Raw genomic sequence first — 20,240 nt, 5'->3', positions numbered from 1 at the left:
AAAACGCTCCCCAGGATTCGGTCCCAGGGAGCGAAAACATACCTTTACGCGGGACCGTGGTCTAGCGTGCAATCTTGGCGATGGTGTAGACGCGAGTCTTGCCGGAAGGCGTAACGACCTCGACGGAGTCGCCCTCGCCGTGACCGATGATGGCGTGGCCGACCGGAGACTCGTTGGAAATCTTGTGCTCGAGCGAGTTGGTCTCGGTGGTACCGACGAGCGTGACTTCCATGACCTCACCGTTGGGATCAATCAGAGAAACGGTGGAACCGATGGAGACGGTCAGATCACCTGTGGTGGCAGCAACCTGAGCGTTGGCAAGGATGGCCTGGATCTCGGCAATACGAGCGGCGTTCTGGGCCTGCTTGTCCTTGGCGGCATCGTACTCGGAGTTCTCCGAAAGGTCGCCGAACGCGCGGGCTTCCTTGATGTCCTCGACGATCTCCTTGGCGTAATCGCCCTCACGCCAAGCGAGCTCCTCGACGAGCTTCTGGCGGCCCTCAGCGGTCAGTACGATCTGGCTTGCGTCCATACGGATATCTCCCCAACTCTGATCAAACAATCAACTGTCAACAAAACGAAAAAGACCGGCTAGCCTGCGGGCAAGCCGGTCAGGTGCTCACCCCAAAGGGATGGGACTACTCTGCGTCCGCGTCGCTGTCCTCTGCCTGCTTCTTCTTGGCAGCAGCGAGCTTGGCCTCGAGCTCAGCGATCTCCTTGTCCTCCTCGGACTGCTCGACCACGACCTCCTCGGCCTGCTTGGTCTCGGCCTTATCGTCGCCCTCCATACCCTCGCGGATATTCTTGACGGTAGAGCCGAGGGACTTGCCGAGCTTCGGCAGGTTCTTGGGCCCGAAGATAATCAGGACAACGACGAGAATAATGATGAGCTCAGGAGCCCTCAGTCCAAACATGTAGACCTCCACAATACAGCGAGACAAGCTCGAATGAGTATACCGCGGGTATCGCGGTATCACAACAATAGCTAAAAAAAGGGACCGCAAGAAGCGGTCCCTCCTCATGCTCTGGTCGGGTTGACTGGATTTGAACCAGCGACCCCTGCGTCCCGAACGCAGTGCTCTACCAAACTGAGCCACAACCCGTTAGCTCGACTATAGTAACAAAGATTTCCGTCGTGTGCTAGAGAAATTTTTACTTCTTTGGCACTTCGATGCGAACCGTGTTGGGAATGAGCTCCGTCGCGCAGGACCACCAGCCGTTTTGCAGGGCAGCGTCGGCAAGCCTTTCGGCCGTGGCGGCGGTGTCGCAAATGGCAAATGAGCAGGCACCCGATCCGCACACATCTACAGCAACGGTGCCGTCCTGTTTACGCAGCCAATCGAGAACCGTTTGAATCTGCGGCTCCATCTGTGCGGAAATGACACCTAGGTTGTTATGGATGAGCGCATATGCCGTCTCGGCATCACCAGCATGCAAGGCAGAAGCTATCGCGCCGGGCTTGTCTGCAGGCACCGGAGCCTCGTCAAAACGTCGATAGGCTTCAATTGTTGAAACGCTTGCCTCGCGCGGCTTGACCAACACGACGGGCGTTGCGGGCAGCGCGGGATACTCAGTTGCCAGCACGTCTCCCCCACCTACGTAGAACGCAAGGCTCGCGTGCAAAAAGAACGGGACGTCAGCACCAATACCCCGCGCAATGTCGTCGAGCGCGGGGTCGGTGCGATCAATTCCCCAGAGCTCCGCCAAGGCGACAATGACCGCGGCCGCGTCCGTCGAGGGGCCGCCCAAGCCGGCGCACAATGGAATGCGCTTCTCAATCGTCACGCAGATGTTTGCCTCGCAACCATAATGCTCGGCCATAGCAACCGCAGCCCGATACGCCGTATTCTTTTGCATGGGAAAATCTGATGCCGGAACCGTCTGGACGGTCAGCGCCTGCGCCGGCGCGACCGTCACGGAATCGGAAAGACCGACGGCTGCCATCAGGGAATCGACCCTGTGGTAGCCGCGGTCATCGCGCTCGGTATGAACCCCCAGGTAGAGGTTAATCTTTGCCGGCGCGGAAAGAGTCAGGGACCGATCGGTCACCGTTAGTGCTCCTCGAGCTGATTGCCGAGCGGGGTAAAAATGTGCTCACCGCTCTCGGGGTCGAACAGCTCGACCTGCCCGGTGAGGACATCGATATACTGGTAGGACTGACGCGACTTGCGGCCGCGACGTTCGTCAACCTCGACGATAAAGACGGCGGGGTGGACGCTCTTGATGGTGCCCATGCGCTCGACGACGCGGGTGCGGCCCATGTTGGCCTTCACCTTGACGCGATCGCCCACCATATCGGTCAGCTTCTCGTGGATGTCGTCGACGTGATTGACTTCCATCTCTTCCATGAACAGGGCCTCCAGAAGGTGCAATTCAAAAAGGGGATAATACCCCTAAGATAGACAAAACTCTAATACTATAGCACCCTGTTGCGACCACGCGCAAGTAGCTAATTTGGCTACTTACAGATTGTCGGTATCGAGGACGATGGTGAATGGGCCGTCGTTGACGAGGTCGACTTTCATATCGGCGCCAAAGATGCCATGCGCCACGTGTTCGACATCTTGACGAACGAGCGTCAGGAAGTACTCGTAGAGCTCGTTGGCGACATCGGGGGCGCCGGCATCCGTAAACGATGGGCGGCGGCCGTGACGGCAATCGGCGAACAGCGTGAACTGCGACACTACGAGAACCTCGCCGTCGACATCGGCAAGTGCCAGGTTGGTCTTGCCGTTCTCGTCCTCGTTAATGCGCAAGCCGCGGAGCTTGCCCCACAGCTTATCGGCCTCGGCGCGCGTGTCGCCGTGGCCCACGCCCAGCAGCACCAGATAGCCGCGCCCAATTTTGCCCACGCACTCGCCGTCGACCGTCACGCCGGCGTTGAGTACGCGCTGCACCACCGCACGCACGGCCTACTCCTCGCCCGTCAGTTTGGCGGACAGATGCTCGAGCGCGTGGAAACGATGGCTGATGGCGTTCTTCTCGTCCGCCGTCAGCTCGGCCATGGTCTTGCCCGGCGTGTCGACCGGCAGGAACAGCGGGTCATAGCCAAAGCCGTGATCGCCGCGGCCCTCGTGTGCGATAACGCCCTCGCAGGCGCCCTCGCCATAGGTGACCAGACCATCCGTGTCGATAAGCGCAACGACGCTCATAAAGCGCGCGGTGCGGTCCTCGTCCGCCACGCCTTCCAGGTTAACGAGAAGCTTGGCGTTGTTGGCGGCATCGTCTCCGTGCACGCCCGCATAGCGCGCGCTATACACGCCCGGCTCGCCGTCAAGCGCGTCGACGACCAAGCCAGAATCGTCGGCGATGGCCATGAGCCCCGTCTCTTCGACGGCAGCCTGCGCCTTGATGATGGCGTTCTCCAAAAACGTCGTGCCGTTTTCCTCGGGGTCCTCAAAATCGCCCAGCTGGCCGAGCGCCACAAAGCGAACCTCGGGCATGACCTTGCCTAAAATGGCCTCGATCTCGGTGAGCTTATGGGCGTTGCCCGTTGCCACGACAATGGTCGCCGCCGGGTCGAGGGTGTCGATGTCGATCTTCTCAAGTGCCATGAGTGGTCTCCTTGTCTCTATAGCAATGCCGCGCCGAGGGCGACGAGGGCCTCCGCCTCTCCCCTCTCAATCAACGGCAGTCTTATACTTCGACGTTTTCCCAGATAAAACCTGCCAAAATAAACCTGTCCCTTTTTGGCAGGTTAGGCGATGGCTTGGCGCTGAAGCTCGATGAGCTCGGCGATGCCTTTGTCGCCCAGGTCGAGCAGGGCGTTGAGGCGCTTACGGTCAAAGGGCGCCTGCTCGCCAGTGCCCTGGAGCTCGATCATCTCACCGGTGTCGGTGGCGACGAGGTTCATGTCGACTTCGGCATGGCTGTCCTCGGAATAATCGAGGTCAAGCAGCGTATTGCCGTCGACAACGCCCATGGAGATTGCAGCCACCTGGCCGGTAAGCGGGATGCGCTCGATCTTGCCCGCCTCGACCCACATGGCGAGGGCGTCGTGCAGCGCCACCCAGGCGCCGGTGATGCTCGCTGTACGCGTGCCGCCATCGGCCTGAATCACATCGCAGTCGACGGTGACGGTGTACTCGCCGAGCGCCTTCATGTTGACGACGGTACGCAGGCTGCGGCCAATGAGGCGCTCGATCTCCATGGAGCGACCCTTGCGGTTGGCGTGCTCGCGCTTGCAGCGCTTGCCGGTCGACGCCGGCAGCATGGCGTATTCCGCGGTCACCCAGCCGACCTTAGCTCCCTTTCGCCAGCCCGGCACGCCCTCCTCGATTGTGGCGGCGCACAACACGCGCGTGTCACCGAACTCGGCAAAACACGAGCCGTGGGCGTGCTTCATGACGCCACGGGTGAGCTTAACGGGGCGCAACTCGTTGGCGGCGCGACCGTTGGCGCGGTTGACCTGCATGTACTCCATAGAAAAATCCTTTCGGCAAAAGGTGTGGCGAAGGCTCTGACGGCGGCCTTACATCTATTTCAGCTCATCGATATCGATATGCTCAATGCTCTTGAGCGGCTGACCAAAGATAAAGCTGCCCGCCACCGCAAACTCGGCAATGTTATCGGCCGTCGTGGCAAAACGATGCTGCGGCTCGGCGGCGACGCCCGCCAGCTGCTCGCGGCGCGTGAGGATATCGGTCAGCTCGCGCGTGGTCTCCTCGGCGGAACTCACGACGCGTACCCCAGGCCCCAGCGCATGGCGGATAGGTCCCACCAACAGCGGAAAATGCGTACAGCCGAGCACCACGGTATCGATACCGTGGTCGCGCAGTGGCTCAACCGTGGCACCCACCAGCGCACGCACGGCAGGCGTATCGAAGATGTCCTCGTTCTCAAGCCACTGCTCTTGCAGATGCGCACCCGAGGCGAGCTCGTGTTCGACAACCTCGACAAAGCTCGAGGCGGGGCAGCCGTATACGTCGACGCCGGCATCTAGGTCCTGAATGGCGCGCGTGTAAGCGCCCGAGCGAATGGTGAGGTTGGTGGCGAGCACGCCCACGCGACGCGTGCGGGTGCTGTTGATTGCCGCACGGGCACCCGGCGCGATCACGCCGATCACGGGAACGTCGAGCACCTGCTGGGCCAGACGCAAGGCCGCAGCTGTCGCCGTGTTGCAGGCGATGACCATAATCTTGACGTCGTGCTTCGACAGCCAACGGCCCGCCTGCAACGCAAACGAGCGCACCTCATCCTCGGTGCGCGTGCCGTAGGGGCAGCGTTTGGTGTCGCCGAAGTAGTAGACGGACTCGCGCGGCAGCACCGTCGCGATGGCGCGCGCAACCGTCAGACCGCCCAAACCAGAATCGAACACGCCAATCGGGCGCGTGTCGCCTGTCGGATTCTCGATATCGGACATTACCTCACCAGTCTCTCTCGAAAAGACATGTCCAAGTGCGGCGACGCCGCGCTACGAACGCGCCGCGACCAGCAGCTCTGCCGTCGCCGCCCAACCGTCGACAATTTTGCCGCGCGTAACGAAAGCGTTCTCGCAAGCAGCCAGGAACTCGGGCGCACCGGCGCTCGTCAGGCCATTCTCGACCAGGCAGAACGTGCCCACGTGATCGGCCATGTAGAAGTCGGACTCGGAATCGCCGAGCGCGAGCGTCTCCTCGCGCTCGATCCCCAGGTGCTCGCAGAAGCGCGCGATGGCAACGCCCTTGTTGAGGCCGGCGGGATTGATGTTAAACGCGCGACCGTCCTCGACGCGATCGAGCTCGAGCGTCGTCGGCTTGGACAGATGCGTCAGGTGACCGTTACAGGCCCACACCAGGCCGCAGCCGGCCTCGTCCAGGATGGCCTGGACCTCATTGTCGGGCACATCGCCGCGCATGCCGACGGTGACCTCGCGGTACTTGTAGCCGGTCGACATGTCGTTGTGATACTCGATCTTGTGCGGCCAGCGGGCAAGAATCTTCTCGCACACGCCGGTCTGCTCGATCACCTGGTGCGGAGTAAGGCCGCAGGCGGGGTCGTAAGGCATGTCGCCAGTCAGATACTCCCAATCGTTGGCTTTGAGGTCGTACATGACCAGGCCGCCCATCTCACCAATGTAGGAGTTGAGGCCGAGCACGCGCGCGTCCTCGTGGATCATGGTACGGTTGCGGCCCGAGGTGGGAACCACCTGAATGCCAGCGCGAGCGAGCGCCACGACGGCCTCGACGAGTTTGGTCGAGGGGTTGTCGTCGTTGTCGCGCAGCACGCACGAGCCGGGCGCGAGCATCGTGGCATCCAGGTCGGTAAAGACGTACTTGACCTTGGCCAAGCGCTCGCGCATCTCGCCCGAAAGCTCGGCAACGGTCGGCAAGGTGTTGTGGGACATGGTTACTCCGTTTACGTAGAAGGGTTTGGACTTGGACGGCATGTTTTGATTGAGGGAACACGCTTATGGCGACAGCGCACTCAGGGCGCCGCCGCCATCATGGTTCATTAGTCAAACTGGGTAACATCGATCAGGCGATTGGCCAGCGAAAGGTCGCTCTCGATGGGCACGAACTCGTCGCCCACGTGCATGAGCTCCTCGTCACCCTTTGCCAGCAGCAAGACAATGGTGGGAGCATCGGGGTTGACGTACTCCTCGCGCGCCGCCTTGAACGCCGCATGCACAGCGGCTTCGCGGTCGAGGATGATCTTGTTCGGCGTATCGTCGGGAACATGCTCGGCAAGCTCGCGACAGACCTTCATCGGGTCCTCGTGAGCTGGATCCTCGTTCGTAAAGATCATCAGGTCGGAATACGGTGCGGCCTCGCGTGGCAATTGCTCGCGGCGCTCCTGCGCCTTGCCGCCGGCGGCGCCAAACAGCGCAATGACGGGGCTAGCGGGAAACGCGCGCTTGACCGACGAGAAAAGCGAACGGAACGAAAGCTGGTTGTGCGCATAGTCAACGACGCAGATCACGCGGCCGTCCTTCGACTCCACGACCTCCATGCGGCCCGGCACACGCAGTTTGGAGAGGCCCTTCTTGATAGCCTCGATACCGATGCCGATCTCGCGCGCAGCGGCGATAGCGACCAGCGCGTTTTCCACGTTAAAGTCGCCCGCGATACCCAGCAGGACCTTCTCCCCCGCCTCGGGCTCGTCGGCGCTCATGCCGTGCAAGTTGAACTCGATGTTAAAGCCGAGCATGCGGACATCGCTCGCCCACAGGCTTGCCTCGGGATGCTCGACGCCAACGGTCACCAAGCGCTCGGCCGTCGACGCTGCCTCTAGCACACGGTCAACCTCATCGGTGCCCAGATTCACCACGGCGGTCTTTGCCTGGTCAAAGATCCTAAGCTTGCTCTCAAAATAATCCTCAAACGTGGGGTGTTCGATCGGCGAGATGTGGTCGCGGCCGATGTTGAGGAAGCACGCCACGTCAAACGGCAGATTCTCGACGCGTTGGTACTTGAGCGCCTGGCTCGAGACCTCCATGACCATGGACTGGCGACCGGACGTGCGGCAGTTGGCGATATGGCGCCAAACCTCGGGGGCCTCGGGCGTGGTGTTGGTGCTCTCGTAGCACTCGATACCATCGTCGGTACTCACCGAGCCGATCATGCCGCAGGACTCGCCCGCCGCCTTGATGATGGACTGGAGCATAAAAGCGGCCGTGGTCTTTCCCTTGGTGCCGGTGATGCCCACGATCTTGACGTCGTGGTCGGGACGGTCGTAGACCTCCGGCGGCAACAGGGCCATGGCCGTGCGAACACTATCAACAACCAGCATCGCAGCACCGCTCTCCTGCGCCAGCGGCTCCAGAGACTCGACCAGCGACTCCTCGCACACAAATGCGACGGCGCCCGCATCGAGCGCCATGCTCAAAAACGCGGGCTTAAAGGCAGCACCTTTGCAAAAGAATACGTCACCTGCCGAGACCGCGCGCGAATCAAACGAGCAGCCGGTCACGGCGCGCTCGTCAACCTGCTCTGATGCGCGCAGCTCGCCGCACACATCGAGAAGCTTGGCAAGCGTATCGACCGTGGTCACGGTCGCGGAATCCGAATGGTGCATCTTTCACCTTTCTCAGCCATTTGGCAGGGACGGTTTTATAGTAACTGAAACGCACCCACGCAAAAACGGCTCCCGGAGGAGCCGTTACGCGCAGGCGTTCGTAAGCCGAGGCTAGGCAGCCTGAACAGCGGGCTGGTCCTCGTCGATAAAGAAGCGCTTGTACCACACTAGGAACACGAGCGGCGTATAGATCTTGCGCTGGAAATCGCCCTTGCCCGCAAAGTGCAGATCGAGCAGGTGCATGAGCTCGTCGGTATTGAAGAACTCGCTTGCCCACGGCGCGGTGAAGTACTCCTTGACATAGTCGTACCACTTTTGCTCGCGCAGCCAGTAGACAATCGGCACCGGGAAGCCCACCTTGGGACGGGTGGCCCACTCATCGGGCAGCGACTTGTTGGCAGCGTGGCGGAGTACCTGCTTGTTGCCGTTCTCGTTGATGCGGTAGCGATCGGGAATGTGCTCGGCGAACTCCATGACTTTGCGGTCCAGGAAGGGCACGCGCAGCTCCAGCGAGTGCGCCATGCACATCTTGTCGGCCTTGAGCAGAATGTCGCCCGGGAGCCACATGTTCATGTCCAGGTACTGCTTCTTGACCAGTTCGGGCTGACCCTTCACGCGTGCGTAGATGGGTGCAGCGAGCTCAAAGGCGCAATCGCCGGTGTTGTACTCGGGCTTGAGCACGCCGTCGACCTCGCGCTCCGGCCATACCAGAGCCTGTCCCAGGAACGACTTCTCGGGGATCTCGGCACCCTTGACCAGGAAGTTATGTCCCTTGAAGTACGGCATATGCAGCGCCAGGTTACCGAGCGCGCGACGGATGGGCAGCGGCACCATCTTTTTGTACTTGCGCACCGGGACCGTGTCCTCGTAGTAGGCGTAGCCGCCAAAGAGCTCGTCGGCGCCTTCGCCCGAAAGCACGACGGTAACGTCCTTGCGGGCCATCTCGGCCAAGAACCACAGCGGCACGGAAGACAGGTTGGACTGCGGCTCGTCCATGTGATACTGGATGTCCTCGAGCGCACCGAAGAACTCGTCGGCGGTAATCATCTTGCGAACGTTCTCGACGCCGAGCTTATCGGAAAGTTCCTTGGCGTAGTTGGTCTCGTTGAAGTTCTTGTAGTCAAAGCCCACCGAGAAGGTCTTGTCGGGCATGAGGCAAGCGGCGATGTAGCTGGAGTCGACGCCACCGGAGAGGAACGACGCGACCTTGACGTCGGCGATGCGATGGGCCTCGACACTCTCGTGCACGACCTCGTCCAGCTCATCGACATACTCTTCGAACGGCTTCTCGACGGCAGAGTAATCGCAATCCCAGTAGCGCTCGATGTTCATCTTGCCGGTCGGGATATCGACGGTAAAGTAGTGCGCCGGCGGCAGCTTGTAGACACCCTCGAAGAAGGTCTCCTCAGTCGCCGAATACTGCAGCGTCATGTACGGACGCAGAGCCTTTTTGTTGACCGCCTTGTGGAAGTGCGGGTAGTCCAGGAAGCTCTTGATCTCGGAACCAAAGAGCACGCCCGGAGCGCCGTCGCCCGCATCGGCCATGGGATAGTAGTAGAGCGGCTTGATGCCAAAGATGTCGCGGGCGCCAAAAAGCTTGTTCTTCTTTTTGTCCCAGATGACGAAGGCGTACATACCGCGCAGACGATCGAGTACGGCCTCGCCCCACTCCTCGTAGCCGTGCAGGAGGCTCTCGGTGTCGGCGCCGCAGTGGAACTTGTAGCCCTTGGCCTCGAGCTCGGAACGGAGTTCTTGGAAGTTGTAGATCTCGCCGTTGAAGACAATGACGACGCTGCCGTCCTCATTGGCCATGGGCTGAGCGCCGGCCTCGGTCAGGTCGAGGATCGACAGGCGGCGGAAGCCCAGGGCAACGCGGCCGTCGATAAACTGACCGCCCATGTCGGGACCGCGATGGACGATGCGGTCCATCATCTTGGTGAGCACCTCGGATTGGTTATCCGTCCCACCGACAAAACCGACAAAACCGCACATATACTATCCCCTCTGCTGTTGCTGGGCATCAAATCGAATCAGTAGCTTTTAAGTATACCCGAGGGCGTAAAGAGGGGCGGAATGTTCAGGCAATCTCAACTGAATCAGCTCCGCTGTGACACGCGCCGGTTACCTTTAATGGATATGAGGTGAATGGGGCGATTGTTTTGCTATACTCTCTCCGCACGGGCGATTGGCGCAACGGTTAGCGCAGGTGCTTTACACGCACAAGGCTGGGGGTTCGAATCCCTCATCGCCCACCATTGAATTGGAAACGGTCCTCGCAAGGGGACCGTTTTTGTTTGGGCCCAGCGCATGGGATTCGAACCCGAAAGGGTGCGGAGCTGAGGAAACGCGAAGCGTTTTCCAGCGCAGCACGCGAGGGCCGTAGGCCCGAAGCGAAAGCGGGCGGCGTCAGCCGCACGCGACATCCCTCATCGCCCACCACTGATTTGATAGGCTCCCAGCAATGGGAGCCTTTCTTTTTTGGGCCCAGCGCATGGGATTCGAACCCGCCAGCACATCTGTCACAAAGGCCGTGGCCAAATAATGGCAAAAATGAGTACTGCTACTTTGCTTGCAACATATAAACAGATAGTGTTTGCTTAGGTTACGCAACATATGTCCATTATAAGGACTAACAGTCAGATCAAAATCGTGTATTCATCGCCATTTCGACTTGCCATCTGGCCTTATTAGTCCAAAATTGCTGCTACCAAATCGGTAACAGTACTCATATTTGATGTTTTTTGACCAGCAGGTCTCCCTGCCTTAGCAAATCTAAGGCAAAACGGGCTCCAGACCGCTGAATCATGCCGCATAGGGCACGTCCGCAGTCCGGAACTCGGTCCAAATTGAGTTATTGCGCCGCGTTAGCCCAAAACACCCGACAGGATCTCGATCAGACTGTCCACGTCGGCTTCCTCGCAGACGAGTGGCGGCAGGAAACGCAGCGTATGCGCACCCGTAGCGTTGATCACGGCACCGGCGGCCAGCGCGCGGGCAACAACACCATGCGCGTCGCCCGCGGCATCATCCAAATCACAGCCGAGCATCAAGCCGCGACCACGTACCTCGGTCACGTGCGGCAGCTTGGCGAGCTTTGCCTCCATATAGGCACCCACCTTGGCAGCATGCTCGGCATAATCGCCACGCACAAGCGCGGAGAGCGTCGCGGCACACGCCGCGATGGCCAAGCAGCTACCGCCAAAGGTCGAGCCGTGGTCGCCCGGCTTAAACACGTCGGCAATCTCCTTCTTCGCCACGACGGCACCCATGGGCACGCCATCAGCAATGCCCTTGGCAAGGCTCATGATGTCGGGCTCCACGCCATAGGTCTGGAACGCAAACGGCTTGCCGGAGCGGAAGATGCCGCACTGGACCTCGTCGGCGATAAGCACGGCGCCCACTTCGTGTGCCAGGTCGCGCGCCGTAGCCATAAACTCCTCGGTCATGGGATGCACACCGCTCTCACCCTGGATCGGCTCGAGCATCACGGCACAAATTTCGCTCCCCAGCTGCTTAAAGATCGCACGCAGCTCATCCACATCGTTGGGCGTGCAGGCCACAAAGCCACCCGGCAGCGGGCGGAAGCTGTCCTGCAGCCAATCCTGCATGGTGGCGGCAATGGTCTCGAGCGTACGGCCGTGGAAGCCGCCGCGCATGCACACGATGGTGTTGCCGCCATTACCGGCACGCTTGGCGTACAGGCGCGCGAGCTTCATCGAGCCCTCGTTGGCCTCGGCGCCAGAGTTGGCAAAGAAGGTCTCCCAAACCTGCTCATCCGCAGCCGGGGCACCAAGAGCAGCTGCCGTGGTCTCATCGCCGGCGGCAATGGCATCGGCAAGCACGCGCGCACCATCTACGTCGTCGTTAGCAAGCTTGGACAGCAGCGCCGCGACCTGTCCGCGCTGCTCAATGTAGAAGTAATTGGAGACATGCATGAGCTTTTTGGTCTGTGCCTCGAGCGCCGAGAGCACAGCCGGGTCGCCATGACCTAGGCTGCACACGCCGATGCCGGCAAGAAAGTCGAGGTACTCACGGCCATCGTCGCCGGTGAGCTTCATGCCGTGACCCTCGACAAACTCGACCGGAGAGCGGCCAAAGGTATGCATAACGTAATGGGATTCAAGCGATTGCTGAGCTGCAAGTGACATGGGATGCCTTTCGTTGAGCGCCGGACGGCGCAGGCCTATGGGTGTAGGAATGGGGCGGCTGAGGGTCAGCTAGACCGTCTGAAGCTTCTCGACCTCGTCAAGATTCTCGGTCAGACGCGCAGCAAACGTCGAAAGCGGATGCGGATGCGTATCGAACTCGTAAGCCGTCTCGGTGGAATGGATCACGGTACCGACGCCGGCATCGGTCAGCAGCTCCAGCAGCAGCGAATGCGGCGTGGTGCCGTTGATGATGTGAGCGCGAAATACGCCGCCGGCAAGCGCATCGACGGCCGCGCGCAGCTTGGGAATCATGCCCTTATCGACCTCGCCGCCGTAGAGCATTTCGTTAACCTCGTCGAGTGTTAGGTTGGAGATGAGTGAGTCTTTATCGCTAAAGTCCTTGTACAGGCCGTCGACGTCGGTCAAAAAGATCGCCTTGTGCGCGTGGAGCGCTGCCGCAACGGCACCGGCGGCGGTATCGGCGTTGATGTTGAAGAAACCGCCGTCCTCCCCCGCCGCGACGGTAGCGATAACGGGGATGTACTCGCTATCGAGTAAGCGCTCGATATAGTCGGTGTTAACGTGCGTCACTTTGCCCACGCGACCGAGCTCGGGGTCGAGCGGCTCGGCGATGAGCGTGCCAGCATCGCTGCCCGACACGCCCACGGCCAGGTTGCCGTGGTGGTTGATGGCGGCAACCAGCTCCTGGTTAACCTTGCCGCCCAGCACCTCGCGCACGATATCCATAGTCGCCGGCGTGGTCACGCGCTGGCCGTTCTTAAACTCGACGGGGATGTCGTAGTGGCTCAGCGCCTCGTTGATGGCCTTGCCGCCACCGTGCACGATAACAGGGCGCATGCCGATGATCTTGAGCAGCACGATGTCGCTCATCACGTCGCGGCGCAGCTGCTCATCAACCATGGCGGCTCCGCCATATTTGATAACAACCGTCTTACCGGTCAGGTTCTTAATCCACGGCAGCGCTTCGAACAGCAGCTGCGCGGTTGCTTCGTTGGATTCGTTCGAACGACAATCGCGTGCGAATTTCATAATCTGCCTCGTCTTTCGTATCGTTATCGCGCCGTGCTCCGCTGTCCGCAATCGCGGCAAGATGCGCAGCGTGCCTGGAATCTAGGAACGGTAGTCGCCGTTAATGGAGATGTACTCATGCGTGAGGTCGCAGGTCCACACGGTCGTTGCCGCGTCGCCTGCGCCCAGGTCGGCCGAGATCACGATCTCGGGCGCCTCGAAACGTCGTAGAGCCTCGTCCTCGTCAAAGGGAACAGTCAGACCATCGCGACAGACAGGCATGCCCATCATGTCGATGGAAACGTCTTCCTGATTAAACTTCACGCCGCACTTGCCAAGCGCCATAGCAACGCGGCCCCAGTTGCAGTCGTGGCCGGCGATGCAGGTCTTAACGAGCGGCGAGTTGGCAACGGCACGGGCGGCGATATCGGCCTCCTCGTCGTTCACGGCGCCGGTAACGTTGACCGTAACAAGCTTAGATGCGCCCTCACCATCGGCGGCGATATTGCGCGCCAGGCTCTCGCACACCTCGTGCACGGCAAATGCCAACTCGTCAAAGGCATCGGAGCCCTCGACGATAGGCTCGGCATCTGCGGCAGCGGCGCCGGAGGCAAGCATGATGCAGGTGTCGTTGGTCGAGGTGTCGGAATCGACCGTTACCTTGTTAAAGGTCTGCTTGACGGTCGAGAGCAGCAGGGCATGAAGTGCCGCAGGCTCGACGGGGGCATCGGTGGTGATAACTGCGATCATGGTGGCCATGTTGGGCATGATCATACCCGAGCCCTTGCACATTCCGCCTACCGTATAGACATTGCCCGCATGACCCGCAGCCTCACTGACGTAGGATACGGCGTACTCCTTGGAGTGCGTGTCGGTCGTCATGATGGCGCGAGCGGCATCGGCGCCACCGTGGGCGGAGAGCGCCTCGTAGGCAGCAGGAATGGCGGTCTCAAACGTGTCGATCGACAGAATCTGGCCAATCACACCCGTGGAGGCAACCAGAATCTGCTGGGGCTCGCAGCCGATGACCTGCGAGGCGATGTTGCACGTCTCGCGCGCGCAGGCAAGGCCCGTCTCGCCCGTGGCGGCATTCGCGTTGCCGGAGTTGATTGAAACGCCGGCGATGATGCCATAGCCCTTGCCCACACCGCCCAGGTTGGCGCGGCTCACCTGCACAGGCGCTGCGCAAAAGCGATTGGTCGTAAACACGCCGGCACCGGGACAGGGTTTATCGGGCACGACGAGCGCGTAATCCAAGCGCTCGGGATTCTTGCGAAAACCCGCATGAATACCCGCGGCCTTAAAGCCGGCCGCTACCGTAATGCCACCCTCGACGGCACGAATCTTGATATCGAACTGCTCTGTATTCATCGTCCTTACGACTCCTTATATCAAACAAAAAACGGACATCGGTTGGTGCGCCATGCCAGTCGTGATCATGAGACCAGCTTAAGAGTGGCGCCCCACTCGATGCCCGACTACCAAATCGTTAACAATCGAATGTGCTACACCGGGCACGCCACTGTGGGCAAGCCTCGTCGCTCGTCAAAGCCAAAGACGATATTGGCGCATTGGACTGCTTGGCCCGCAGCGCCCTTGCACAGATTGTCGATGGCGCCCGTCGCCACCAGCACGCCCGCGCGCTTGTTGAGCGCGAGGCCAATCTGGGCGGCGTTGGTGCCGACGACCGAAGCCGTCTTGGGCTGCTGGCCGGCGTCGAGCACGCGCACAAAGGTGCGTCCAGCGTAGAACTGCTTGTAATAGTCGACAACATCCTCAAGAGCCAACGTGTCGAGAGCCTGCGGCGCGAGCGGCAGCGTCACCGTGGAGAGCAGACCACGCTTGAGCGGTGCCAGGTGCGGGGTAAAGACGACGCGATCGGTCAGGCCCAAGATCTGCTCGATTTCGGGCGTGTGGCGATGCTTGCCCACGCCGTATGCTTCCAAATTCTCGTCGGCGCTGCAAAAATGCGTACGAGCGTTGCAGGACTTGCCGGCACCCGTCACACCGCTGATGGCATCGACAATCACGGGGCCGTTCTCGGCCACCCAGCCCGCGCGCACGGCGGGCGCGGCGGCAAGGCTCGTTGCGGTGGGATAGCAACCGGCGCAGGCGACCAGCACGGGTTTGCCGTCGGCATGGTCGGATGCGGCGGTCTCCAAGTCCTGGCAGAACAGCTCGGGCAGACCGAAGGCACGGGTCTTGAGCAGCTCGGGGCTCGTATGCTCGGCGGCATACCAAGCCTCAAAAACGGACGCGTCGTTCAGACGGTAGTCGGCCGAAAGATCAAAGCAGGAGACGCCCGATGCAAGCAGCGCGGGCACCTGTGCCATGGCAGCCGTGTGCGGCACGGCCAAAAAGACCGCGTCGCAGTTCTTGAGCTCAGGGGCATCATGCGTCGTAAAGACAAGATCGCTTACGCCGGTGAAGCTCGGGTGCACCGCAGACAACGGCTGGCCGGCATCGGCGTTGGACGTAATGGCAGCAAGTTCAAACTCGGGATGACCGAGGACGAGGCGAATGAGCTCGGCTCCGGCATATCCAGCCGCGCCGACGATTCCAACCTTCAAAGACATATCAGACTCCTTGTCTGCGATTTATGCACCGATGCGCATTTCGCAGCGGTCGTTATGAAGTGAGTTGAAACTTTAGCACCAAAAGATGCATTAATACGTAAATGGCTTGCATATTCATGCATTGAAACATTCCCGACACATTCGCTTGAAGGAATTGACAAATGGAGCGGGCCCCGTATTGACCGGCGCTCCTAACGGCGCCGGGCAATACGGGGCCCGCCCATGCGAAAACCAAGTTGTTAGGATGAGCCAGCTGGCTAGAGCTCGACCGGCACCCATTCGTCGTGATTGCAGATAAAAGCCTCGGGATCCTCGACGCTAAAGAAGACGAGCGTGGGGTCGTTAGGCCCCTCATAGTGCTCGCCCAGGCGCTCTAGATGCTTCCACCCAGCTTCGCGCATTTCGCCTAAAGCCCGGTCATCCAAGCCGGCACGCCCGCGCAAGATGAGCCAGCCATGGCCCGGCCACCAACTCGTGGCCTCAAAGCGCTGGTTTTGCAGCAGCTCTTGCCACACATCTTTGGTGCGCGCTGTTACAAACCACAGCTTGCCATCCTGGATCTGCGCAAACGAAAACGGACGCACATGAGGCTGTCCGTCAACGCTCGTCGCCAAATACCATGCCGGCACCGACGTCAGATACTCCAACACCGTATTCAATCCGTCCATGTGTCCTCCTGGCGCTAGCTAATTCGGAACGGGTAGTTAATTTGAGACGCTCTAGAGCTCCAGGCGCTCCTCGCTGCCGTCGATATCACAGAAGCGCGCGGCAATGTTGCGGACCGAAAAGAAAGCAAGGCGGCCGTCGTTGGCACTCTCGTGTTCCTCGCCGATGCCCACCATGTGCTTAAAACCCGCTTGACGCACCTTGTCGCTCGCAACCGCGTCGTCCTCAAGTGCGGCCTCGCCGGTCAACACGATCCAACATTCCCCCGGCTTCCAGCCCGAGAGCTCAAACTTGGGATTCGCACTCAGCTCCGCCCACACATCCTTGTCGCGCGACGTGCAAAACCACAGCTTACCGTCATCGACCATGGCAAACGAAAACGGCCTCACGCGAGGCTGATGCCCGTCGGTCACATCGGTCGTGGCCAGATACCACGCCGGAATGCGCCTGAGATACGAACAGGCGCGCTCAAGCTGAGCCGTGCGGTCGTTGTCGGTCATAGGGACCCCTTTCTTGCGCTCGAATCGCGCCTAAACAAGTTGAAGGTTGACGACGATGACACACGCAAACAGCAGCATCGTCACAACCGCAGCCAGCGCATCCCCGCGGCGAAATGCAAGCGCATGCAGACGCGTGCGGCCCTGCTCGCCGTGATAGCAGCGTGCATCCATGGCGGCAGACAACGTCTCGGCATGACGGAACACGCCCGTGAACAGTGGAATCGCCACACTGCCGAGCATACGCACGCCGCCGAGCGGGCCACCCGTTACGCGTGCACCGCGGCTTGCCTGCGCGTCCGCCGTCTGCTTCATCTCGGTGGCAAACTGCGGCATAAAGCGCAACGCGATGCCCATGATCATGCCGAGCTCATGCGCAGGGAGCCCCACGCGCGCAAACGGTGCGAGCAGACGCTCAAAGCCCGCGGTGAGGTCGAGCGTAGGCGTGGTGAGCGTAATGGCGCTCATGCCGGCCATCATCAGGGTCAGGCGACACGCCATAAAGGCGGCAGAACGCAGTGAGCCCTCGCTTATCTGCAGAAAGCCGAGCTGCCACAGGATGCGCCCACTCTGATCGGTAAACAAGTTGAGCACCGCGACCACGACGACGATTGCCAGCAGCGGCGCCATCGACGACAGAACGCGACGAGCCGGCACCCGGGACACGGCATAGATCAGCACGACGAAAATTGCGACAGGAGCCAGTCCGCGGAAGCCGCCGACGGTCAGCGTCGTGATTAAAAACACAAAGCCCAGGAGCAGCTTGGTGCGCGGATCCAGGCGATGGATCGCACTATCGCTCGGATAGTAGCTGCCAAACGAAAACGCCTCCATTAGCAGCCCTCCTCTCGCGCGACCGTCTTGGATTTAGCAATGTCCGCGACGTTAGAAGGACCGTCTGAGCGACCGATCAGCAAATCTGCCAGCTCGTCGGCCAGCGACTCAACCGTATAGAGCCCGCTGCAACGCAGCGGCACGCCCGCCTCCGCGAGCGCCAACGCCATGCGCTGGGCGGCGGGAACGCCCAAGCCGATCGACTTGAGCTCATCGGCATGTGCAAACACCTGCGCGGGGGTTCCCTCGGCAAACACCGCACCTTCGTTCATCACGACGATGCGGTCGCAGCAGTTGGCCAGGTCATCCATACTATGCGAAACCATGACAACGGTCAGGCCATCGCGGTGAAGTCGATCGATAAGCTCAAGGAAATCCCTGCGCGCAGCCGGATCGAGCCCCGCCATGGGTTCATCGAGCACCAGGACTTCGGGCTCCATGGCGAGCACACCGGCGAATGCCACACGCCGTTGCTGACCGCCCGAAAGCTCAAAGGGACTCTTGTCGCCGACCGTGGAAAGGTCGAGGCCCACGCGCGAGAGCGACGACTCGACGCGACGGTCGACTTCATCTTGCGGCAAGCCAAGGTTGTGCGGGCCAAACGCCACGTCCTGCGTCACGGTTTCGGCAAACAGCTGACGCTCGGGATATTGAAACACCACGCCGACCTTGGCCTTAACCGCAGCGGCATCTTTCTTGTTTGCCAGGTCGAGCCCCAGCGCGCGAACGAATCCCTCCTGGGGGCGAATCAAACCGTTGAGATGCTGGACCAGCGTCGACTTACCCGAACCGGTATGACCTGCTAAGCCCAGGAACTCGCCGCGACGCACCGTCAGCGATACATCGCGCAGCGCCCACGGGCTGCTAGGGTCGTTGCCCCAGAGGGTCTGTTTGTTCGATTTGCCCGCAGTGACCGAGCGCTTATGCCAGCGGCGGCGCTCGCGCGGACTGAGCGAATAACTGTACGAAACATGGGATAGCTCGATGACGGGCTCCGACGCGTTGCCCTCGTTGCCTACCGGAACAGTGCCGTCAGCGATTTCCGACTGGGATACGGAAGACTGCCCCGCGATGCCTGCCCTACTTCGCTCGGCATAAGCCTGCGCAATCTCGGCGACCATATCCGCCTCACGCACCTGCGCGCAAACGGGCACGCCCTTCGCACGAAGCGCCATGCCCAAACGGCACGACTCCGGCATATCAAGGTTGAGCTGCGCGAGTTCGTCCGCCTGCGTCAAGATCTCCTCGGGCGTGCCCAACATGGCAACGCGGCCCGCTTGGAAGACAGCAACGCGATCGGCCTCAGCGGCCTCTTCCATAAAGTGCGTAATCATCACGATGGTCATGCCGCGTTCGTGCAGCGCGTGACAGGCCTTCATAAGGCCCTTGCGCCCGCGCGGATCGAGCATCGAGGAGGCCTCATCCAAAATGAGAACGCGCGGCTCCATGGCGAGCACGCCGGCAAGCGCCACGCGTTGCTTTTGACCACCCGAGAGTGCATGGGTCTCGTGGTGCTCAAAGCCCACCAGGCCCACGCCCTTCAGCGCCTCGCGTACGCGCTGCGCAATTTGCGCCGATGGCACGCCAAGGTTTTCGGGACCGAACGCAACGTCATCTTCGACAAGCGTTGCCACCAGCTGATCATCGGGATTCTGGAACACCATGCCCGCGGTCGAACGAATGTCGTAGACCAGCTCGGGGTCGGACGCATCCATGCCGTTGATGCGTACCGTGCCCGCGTCGGGCTGCAGCAGTGCATTCAGATGCTTGGCAAACGTCGACTTGCCCGACCCATTACCACCGAGGATGCAGAAAAACTCGCCGTCCTCGATATTCAGATCGACGCCGTCGAGCGCCGGTACGGCACCGTCATAGCTAAAGGAAACGCCCCGACACTCAATCATGCGCGGCCTTTGACCTGGTCCTTTTTAGGCGTGATGAGGTTGGAGACCGCCTTGTACACCGCAAGCGTCAATACCGAATTAAGCACGGTCTTGATAAGGTTGAACGGCAGCACGGCAGGAATCATGAGCGGGGCGATCACATCGACCGAGCCATACCAGAACCAAACGCCGATGGTCAGGTTCGCAACCATGGACAGCGCCGTAGCGGCAATGACGCCGAGCACCAGACCAATCACGGCACCCTTGTAGGTGTGCATCTTTTGGTAGACGATCGCCGCGGGCAGAATAAAGCCCAGCGTAGCGACCAAGTTCATAAGCGCGCCGACCCAGTCACCCGTGGTGAGCGCATGGATAACGATCGCCATGGCGGCAACAGCAGTACCGGCACCGGGACCGTACGCAAACCCGCACACCATCGCCGGCACCAGCGACGGGTCATACGTCAAAAACGGCGCCGAAGGAAGGATGGGCAGCTGCACGTACATAAACAGGGCGCCCAAGGCGCACATCAACGCCATGGTAACGAGCTGTTTGGTGCTCCACCTATTCGTGTTCTCAAAATGGATATGCTGCGACTGTTCAGACATAAGA

Annotated in this window: 20 protein-coding genes and 2 tRNA genes; 1 reads left to right on the top strand and 21 read right to left on the bottom strand. The window is 60.7% G+C overall.

The genetic code is table 11. The features are described from left to right. Positions 1-61 precede the first annotated feature (61 nt). The 12 genes from greA to asnB form a co-directional block, all read right to left on the bottom strand. Positions 62-532 carry a transcription elongation factor GreA gene (gene greA, locus PMW67_RS01600; protein ID WP_006234960.1) on the bottom strand — a complete coding sequence of 157 codons (471 nt, stop codon included), beginning with the start codon at positions 530-532 and terminating at the stop codon, positions 62-64. Positions 533-638: 106 nt separating this feature from the next. Continuing rightward, entirely contained in the window at positions 639-914 is a 276-nt protein-coding gene (gene tatA, locus PMW67_RS01595; RefSeq protein ID WP_022094895.1) for a twin-arginine translocase TatA/TatE family subunit, read from the bottom strand. A 112-nt stretch (positions 915-1,026) separates the two neighbouring features. Beyond that, a tRNA-Pro gene (locus tag PMW67_RS01590) sits at positions 1,027-1,103 on the bottom strand. 49 nt (positions 1,104-1,152) lie between these two features. Next, positions 1,153-2,049 carry a 4-(cytidine 5'-diphospho)-2-C-methyl-D-erythritol kinase gene (ispE, locus tag PMW67_RS01585; protein ID WP_117774375.1) on the bottom strand — a complete coding sequence of 299 codons (897 nt, stop codon included), beginning with the start codon at positions 2,047-2,049 and terminating at the stop codon, positions 1,153-1,155. Between the two features lie 2 nt (positions 2,050-2,051). Continuing rightward, a complete protein-coding gene (locus PMW67_RS01580; protein ID WP_006234957.1) occupies positions 2,052-2,348 on the bottom strand; it encodes a Veg family protein in 297 nt (98 codons plus the stop codon). A gap of 114 nt (positions 2,349-2,462) precedes the next feature. Then, a complete protein-coding gene (gene dtd / locus PMW67_RS01575) occupies positions 2,463-2,909 on the bottom strand; it encodes a D-aminoacyl-tRNA deacylase (protein WP_089572532.1) in 447 nt (148 codons plus the stop codon). 3 nt (positions 2,910-2,912) lie between these two features. Continuing rightward, positions 2,913-3,554 carry an RdgB/HAM1 family non-canonical purine NTP pyrophosphatase gene (gene rdgB, locus PMW67_RS01570; RefSeq protein ID WP_022094898.1) on the bottom strand — a complete coding sequence of 214 codons (642 nt, stop codon included), beginning with the start codon at positions 3,552-3,554 and terminating at the stop codon, positions 2,913-2,915. A 143-nt stretch (positions 3,555-3,697) separates the two neighbouring features. Beyond that, the gene (rph, locus tag PMW67_RS01565) at positions 3,698-4,423 is read right to left on the bottom strand and encodes a ribonuclease PH (protein WP_117774376.1); all 726 of its coding nucleotides are present in this window, start codon (positions 4,421-4,423) and stop codon (positions 3,698-3,700) included. Positions 4,424-4,477: 54 nt separating this feature from the next. Continuing rightward, the gene (murI, locus tag PMW67_RS01560; RefSeq protein ID WP_117774377.1) at positions 4,478-5,362 is read right to left on the bottom strand and encodes a glutamate racemase; all 885 of its coding nucleotides are present in this window, start codon (positions 5,360-5,362) and stop codon (positions 4,478-4,480) included. Between the two features lie 51 nt (positions 5,363-5,413). Further along, positions 5,414-6,325 (bottom strand): HAD family hydrolase, encoded by a 912-nt coding sequence (locus tag PMW67_RS01555; protein WP_117774378.1) that lies wholly within the window; start codon positions 6,323-6,325, stop codon positions 5,414-5,416. Positions 6,326-6,432: 107 nt separating this feature from the next. Next, positions 6,433-7,995 (bottom strand): Mur ligase family protein, encoded by a 1,563-nt coding sequence (locus PMW67_RS01550; RefSeq protein ID WP_117774379.1) that lies wholly within the window; start codon positions 7,993-7,995, stop codon positions 6,433-6,435. Positions 7,996-8,106: 111 nt separating this feature from the next. Then, complete coding sequence (gene asnB / locus PMW67_RS01545) at positions 8,107-9,987, bottom strand: asparagine synthase (glutamine-hydrolyzing) (RefSeq protein ID WP_271738601.1); 1,881 nt, start codon at positions 9,985-9,987, stop codon at positions 8,107-8,109. Between the two features lie 187 nt (positions 9,988-10,174). On the opposite strand from asnB, the gene PMW67_RS01540 reads away from it, so the two are divergent. Next, positions 10,175-10,250: transfer RNA gene (locus PMW67_RS01540), tRNA-Val, on the top strand. A 609-nt stretch (positions 10,251-10,859) separates the two neighbouring features. Here PMW67_RS01540 and PMW67_RS01535 read toward each other — a convergent pair. The 9 genes from PMW67_RS01535 to PMW67_RS01495 form a co-directional block, all read right to left on the bottom strand. Next, complete coding sequence (locus tag PMW67_RS01535) at positions 10,860-12,143, bottom strand: aminotransferase class III-fold pyridoxal phosphate-dependent enzyme (protein ID WP_117745772.1); 1,284 nt, start codon at positions 12,141-12,143, stop codon at positions 10,860-10,862. Between the two features lie 69 nt (positions 12,144-12,212). After that, positions 12,213-13,193, bottom strand: a complete 981-nt coding sequence (argB, locus tag PMW67_RS01530) for an acetylglutamate kinase (protein ID WP_117648252.1) — start codon at positions 13,191-13,193, stop codon at positions 12,213-12,215. A gap of 81 nt (positions 13,194-13,274) precedes the next feature. Beyond that, on the bottom strand, positions 13,275-14,543 hold the full coding sequence (gene argJ / locus PMW67_RS01525) for a bifunctional glutamate N-acetyltransferase/amino-acid acetyltransferase ArgJ (RefSeq protein ID WP_117840014.1): 1,269 nt from the start codon (positions 14,541-14,543) through the stop codon (positions 13,275-13,277). Positions 14,544-14,677: 134 nt separating this feature from the next. Continuing rightward, positions 14,678-15,748 (bottom strand): N-acetyl-gamma-glutamyl-phosphate reductase, encoded by a 1,071-nt coding sequence (gene argC / locus PMW67_RS01520; protein ID WP_117774044.1) that lies wholly within the window; start codon positions 15,746-15,748, stop codon positions 14,678-14,680. A gap of 257 nt (positions 15,749-16,005) precedes the next feature. Further along, positions 16,006-16,416, bottom strand: a complete 411-nt coding sequence (locus PMW67_RS01515; RefSeq protein WP_117637582.1) for a pyridoxamine 5'-phosphate oxidase family protein — start codon at positions 16,414-16,416, stop codon at positions 16,006-16,008. 51 nt (positions 16,417-16,467) lie between these two features. Next, positions 16,468-16,914, bottom strand: coding sequence for a pyridoxamine 5'-phosphate oxidase family protein (locus PMW67_RS01510; RefSeq protein WP_117563813.1), 447 nt, complete (start codon positions 16,912-16,914; stop codon positions 16,468-16,470). A gap of 30 nt (positions 16,915-16,944) precedes the next feature. Continuing rightward, positions 16,945-17,745, bottom strand: a complete 801-nt coding sequence (locus PMW67_RS01505) for an energy-coupling factor transporter transmembrane component T family protein (protein ID WP_117563814.1) — start codon at positions 17,743-17,745, stop codon at positions 16,945-16,947. Next, on the bottom strand, positions 17,745-19,649 hold the full coding sequence (locus PMW67_RS01500) for an energy-coupling factor transporter ATPase (protein ID WP_271738600.1): 1,905 nt from the start codon (positions 19,647-19,649) through the stop codon (positions 17,745-17,747). The genes PMW67_RS01505 and PMW67_RS01500 overlap by 1 nt, the downstream gene beginning before the upstream one ends. Beyond that, positions 19,646-20,236: an ECF transporter S component gene (locus PMW67_RS01495; protein WP_271738599.1), complete on the bottom strand. Its 591-nt coding sequence runs from the start codon at positions 20,234-20,236 to the stop codon at positions 19,646-19,648. Before PMW67_RS01495 ends, PMW67_RS01500 begins: the two co-directional genes overlap by 4 nt. Between the last annotated feature and the right edge of the window lie 4 nt (positions 20,237-20,240).

It is taken from the genome of Collinsella aerofaciens, assembly GCF_028209395.1.
Lineage (GTDB): Bacteria > Actinomycetota > Coriobacteriia > Coriobacteriales > Coriobacteriaceae > Collinsella > Collinsella aerofaciens_AZ.
The sequence above is the reverse complement of the archived record's forward strand: the minus strand, read 5'-3'. Positions and strand labels throughout refer to the sequence as shown.

What these genes read in the sequence shown, in the direction of transcription:
- rph (WP_117774376.1), bottom strand. Translation starts at nt 4,423, where the DNA reads ATGGAGTACATGCAGGTCAACCGCGCCAACGGTCGCGCCGCCAACGAG.
- PMW67_RS01580 (WP_006234957.1), bottom strand. Translation starts at nt 2,348, where the DNA reads ATGGAAGAGATGGAAGTCAATCACGTCGACGACATCCACGAGAAGCTG.
- argB (WP_117648252.1), bottom strand. Translation starts at nt 13,193, where the DNA reads ATGAAATTCGCACGCGATTGTCGTTCGAACGAATCCAACGAAGCAACC.
- PMW67_RS01500 (WP_271738600.1), bottom strand. Translation starts at nt 19,649, where the DNA reads ATGATTGAGTGTCGGGGCGTTTCCTTTAGCTATGACGGTGCCGTACCG.
- PMW67_RS01510 (WP_117563813.1), bottom strand. Translation starts at nt 16,914, where the DNA reads ATGACCGACAACGACCGCACGGCTCAGCTTGAGCGCGCCTGTTCGTAT.
- PMW67_RS01515 (WP_117637582.1), bottom strand. Translation starts at nt 16,416, where the DNA reads ATGGACGGATTGAATACGGTGTTGGAGTATCTGACGTCGGTGCCGGCA.
- PMW67_RS01505 (WP_117563814.1), bottom strand. Translation starts at nt 17,745, where the DNA reads ATGGAGGCGTTTTCGTTTGGCAGCTACTATCCGAGCGATAGTGCGATC.
- murI (WP_117774377.1), bottom strand. Translation starts at nt 5,362, where the DNA reads ATGTCCGATATCGAGAATCCGACAGGCGACACGCGCCCGATTGGCGTG.
- tatA (WP_022094895.1), bottom strand. Translation starts at nt 914, where the DNA reads ATGTTTGGACTGAGGGCTCCTGAGCTCATCATTATTCTCGTCGTTGTC.
- argC (WP_117774044.1), bottom strand. Translation starts at nt 15,748, where the DNA reads ATGTCTTTGAAGGTTGGAATCGTCGGCGCGGCTGGATATGCCGGAGCC.
- PMW67_RS01495 (WP_271738599.1), bottom strand. Translation starts at nt 20,236, where the DNA reads ATGTCTGAACAGTCGCAGCATATCCATTTTGAGAACACGAATAGGTGG.
- PMW67_RS01555 (WP_117774378.1), bottom strand. Translation starts at nt 6,325, where the DNA reads ATGTCCCACAACACCTTGCCGACCGTTGCCGAGCTTTCGGGCGAGATG.
- rdgB (WP_022094898.1), bottom strand. Translation starts at nt 3,554, where the DNA reads ATGGCACTTGAGAAGATCGACATCGACACCCTCGACCCGGCGGCGACC.
- asnB (WP_271738601.1), bottom strand. Translation starts at nt 9,987, where the DNA reads ATGTGCGGTTTTGTCGGTTTTGTCGGTGGGACGGATAACCAATCCGAG.
- PMW67_RS01550 (WP_117774379.1), bottom strand. Translation starts at nt 7,995, where the DNA reads ATGCACCATTCGGATTCCGCGACCGTGACCACGGTCGATACGCTTGCC.
- argJ (WP_117840014.1), bottom strand. Translation starts at nt 14,543, where the DNA reads ATGAATACAGAGCAGTTCGATATCAAGATTCGTGCCGTCGAGGGTGGC.
- greA (WP_006234960.1), bottom strand. Translation starts at nt 532, where the DNA reads ATGGACGCAAGCCAGATCGTACTGACCGCTGAGGGCCGCCAGAAGCTC.
- PMW67_RS01535 (WP_117745772.1), bottom strand. Translation starts at nt 12,143, where the DNA reads ATGTCACTTGCAGCTCAGCAATCGCTTGAATCCCATTACGTTATGCAT.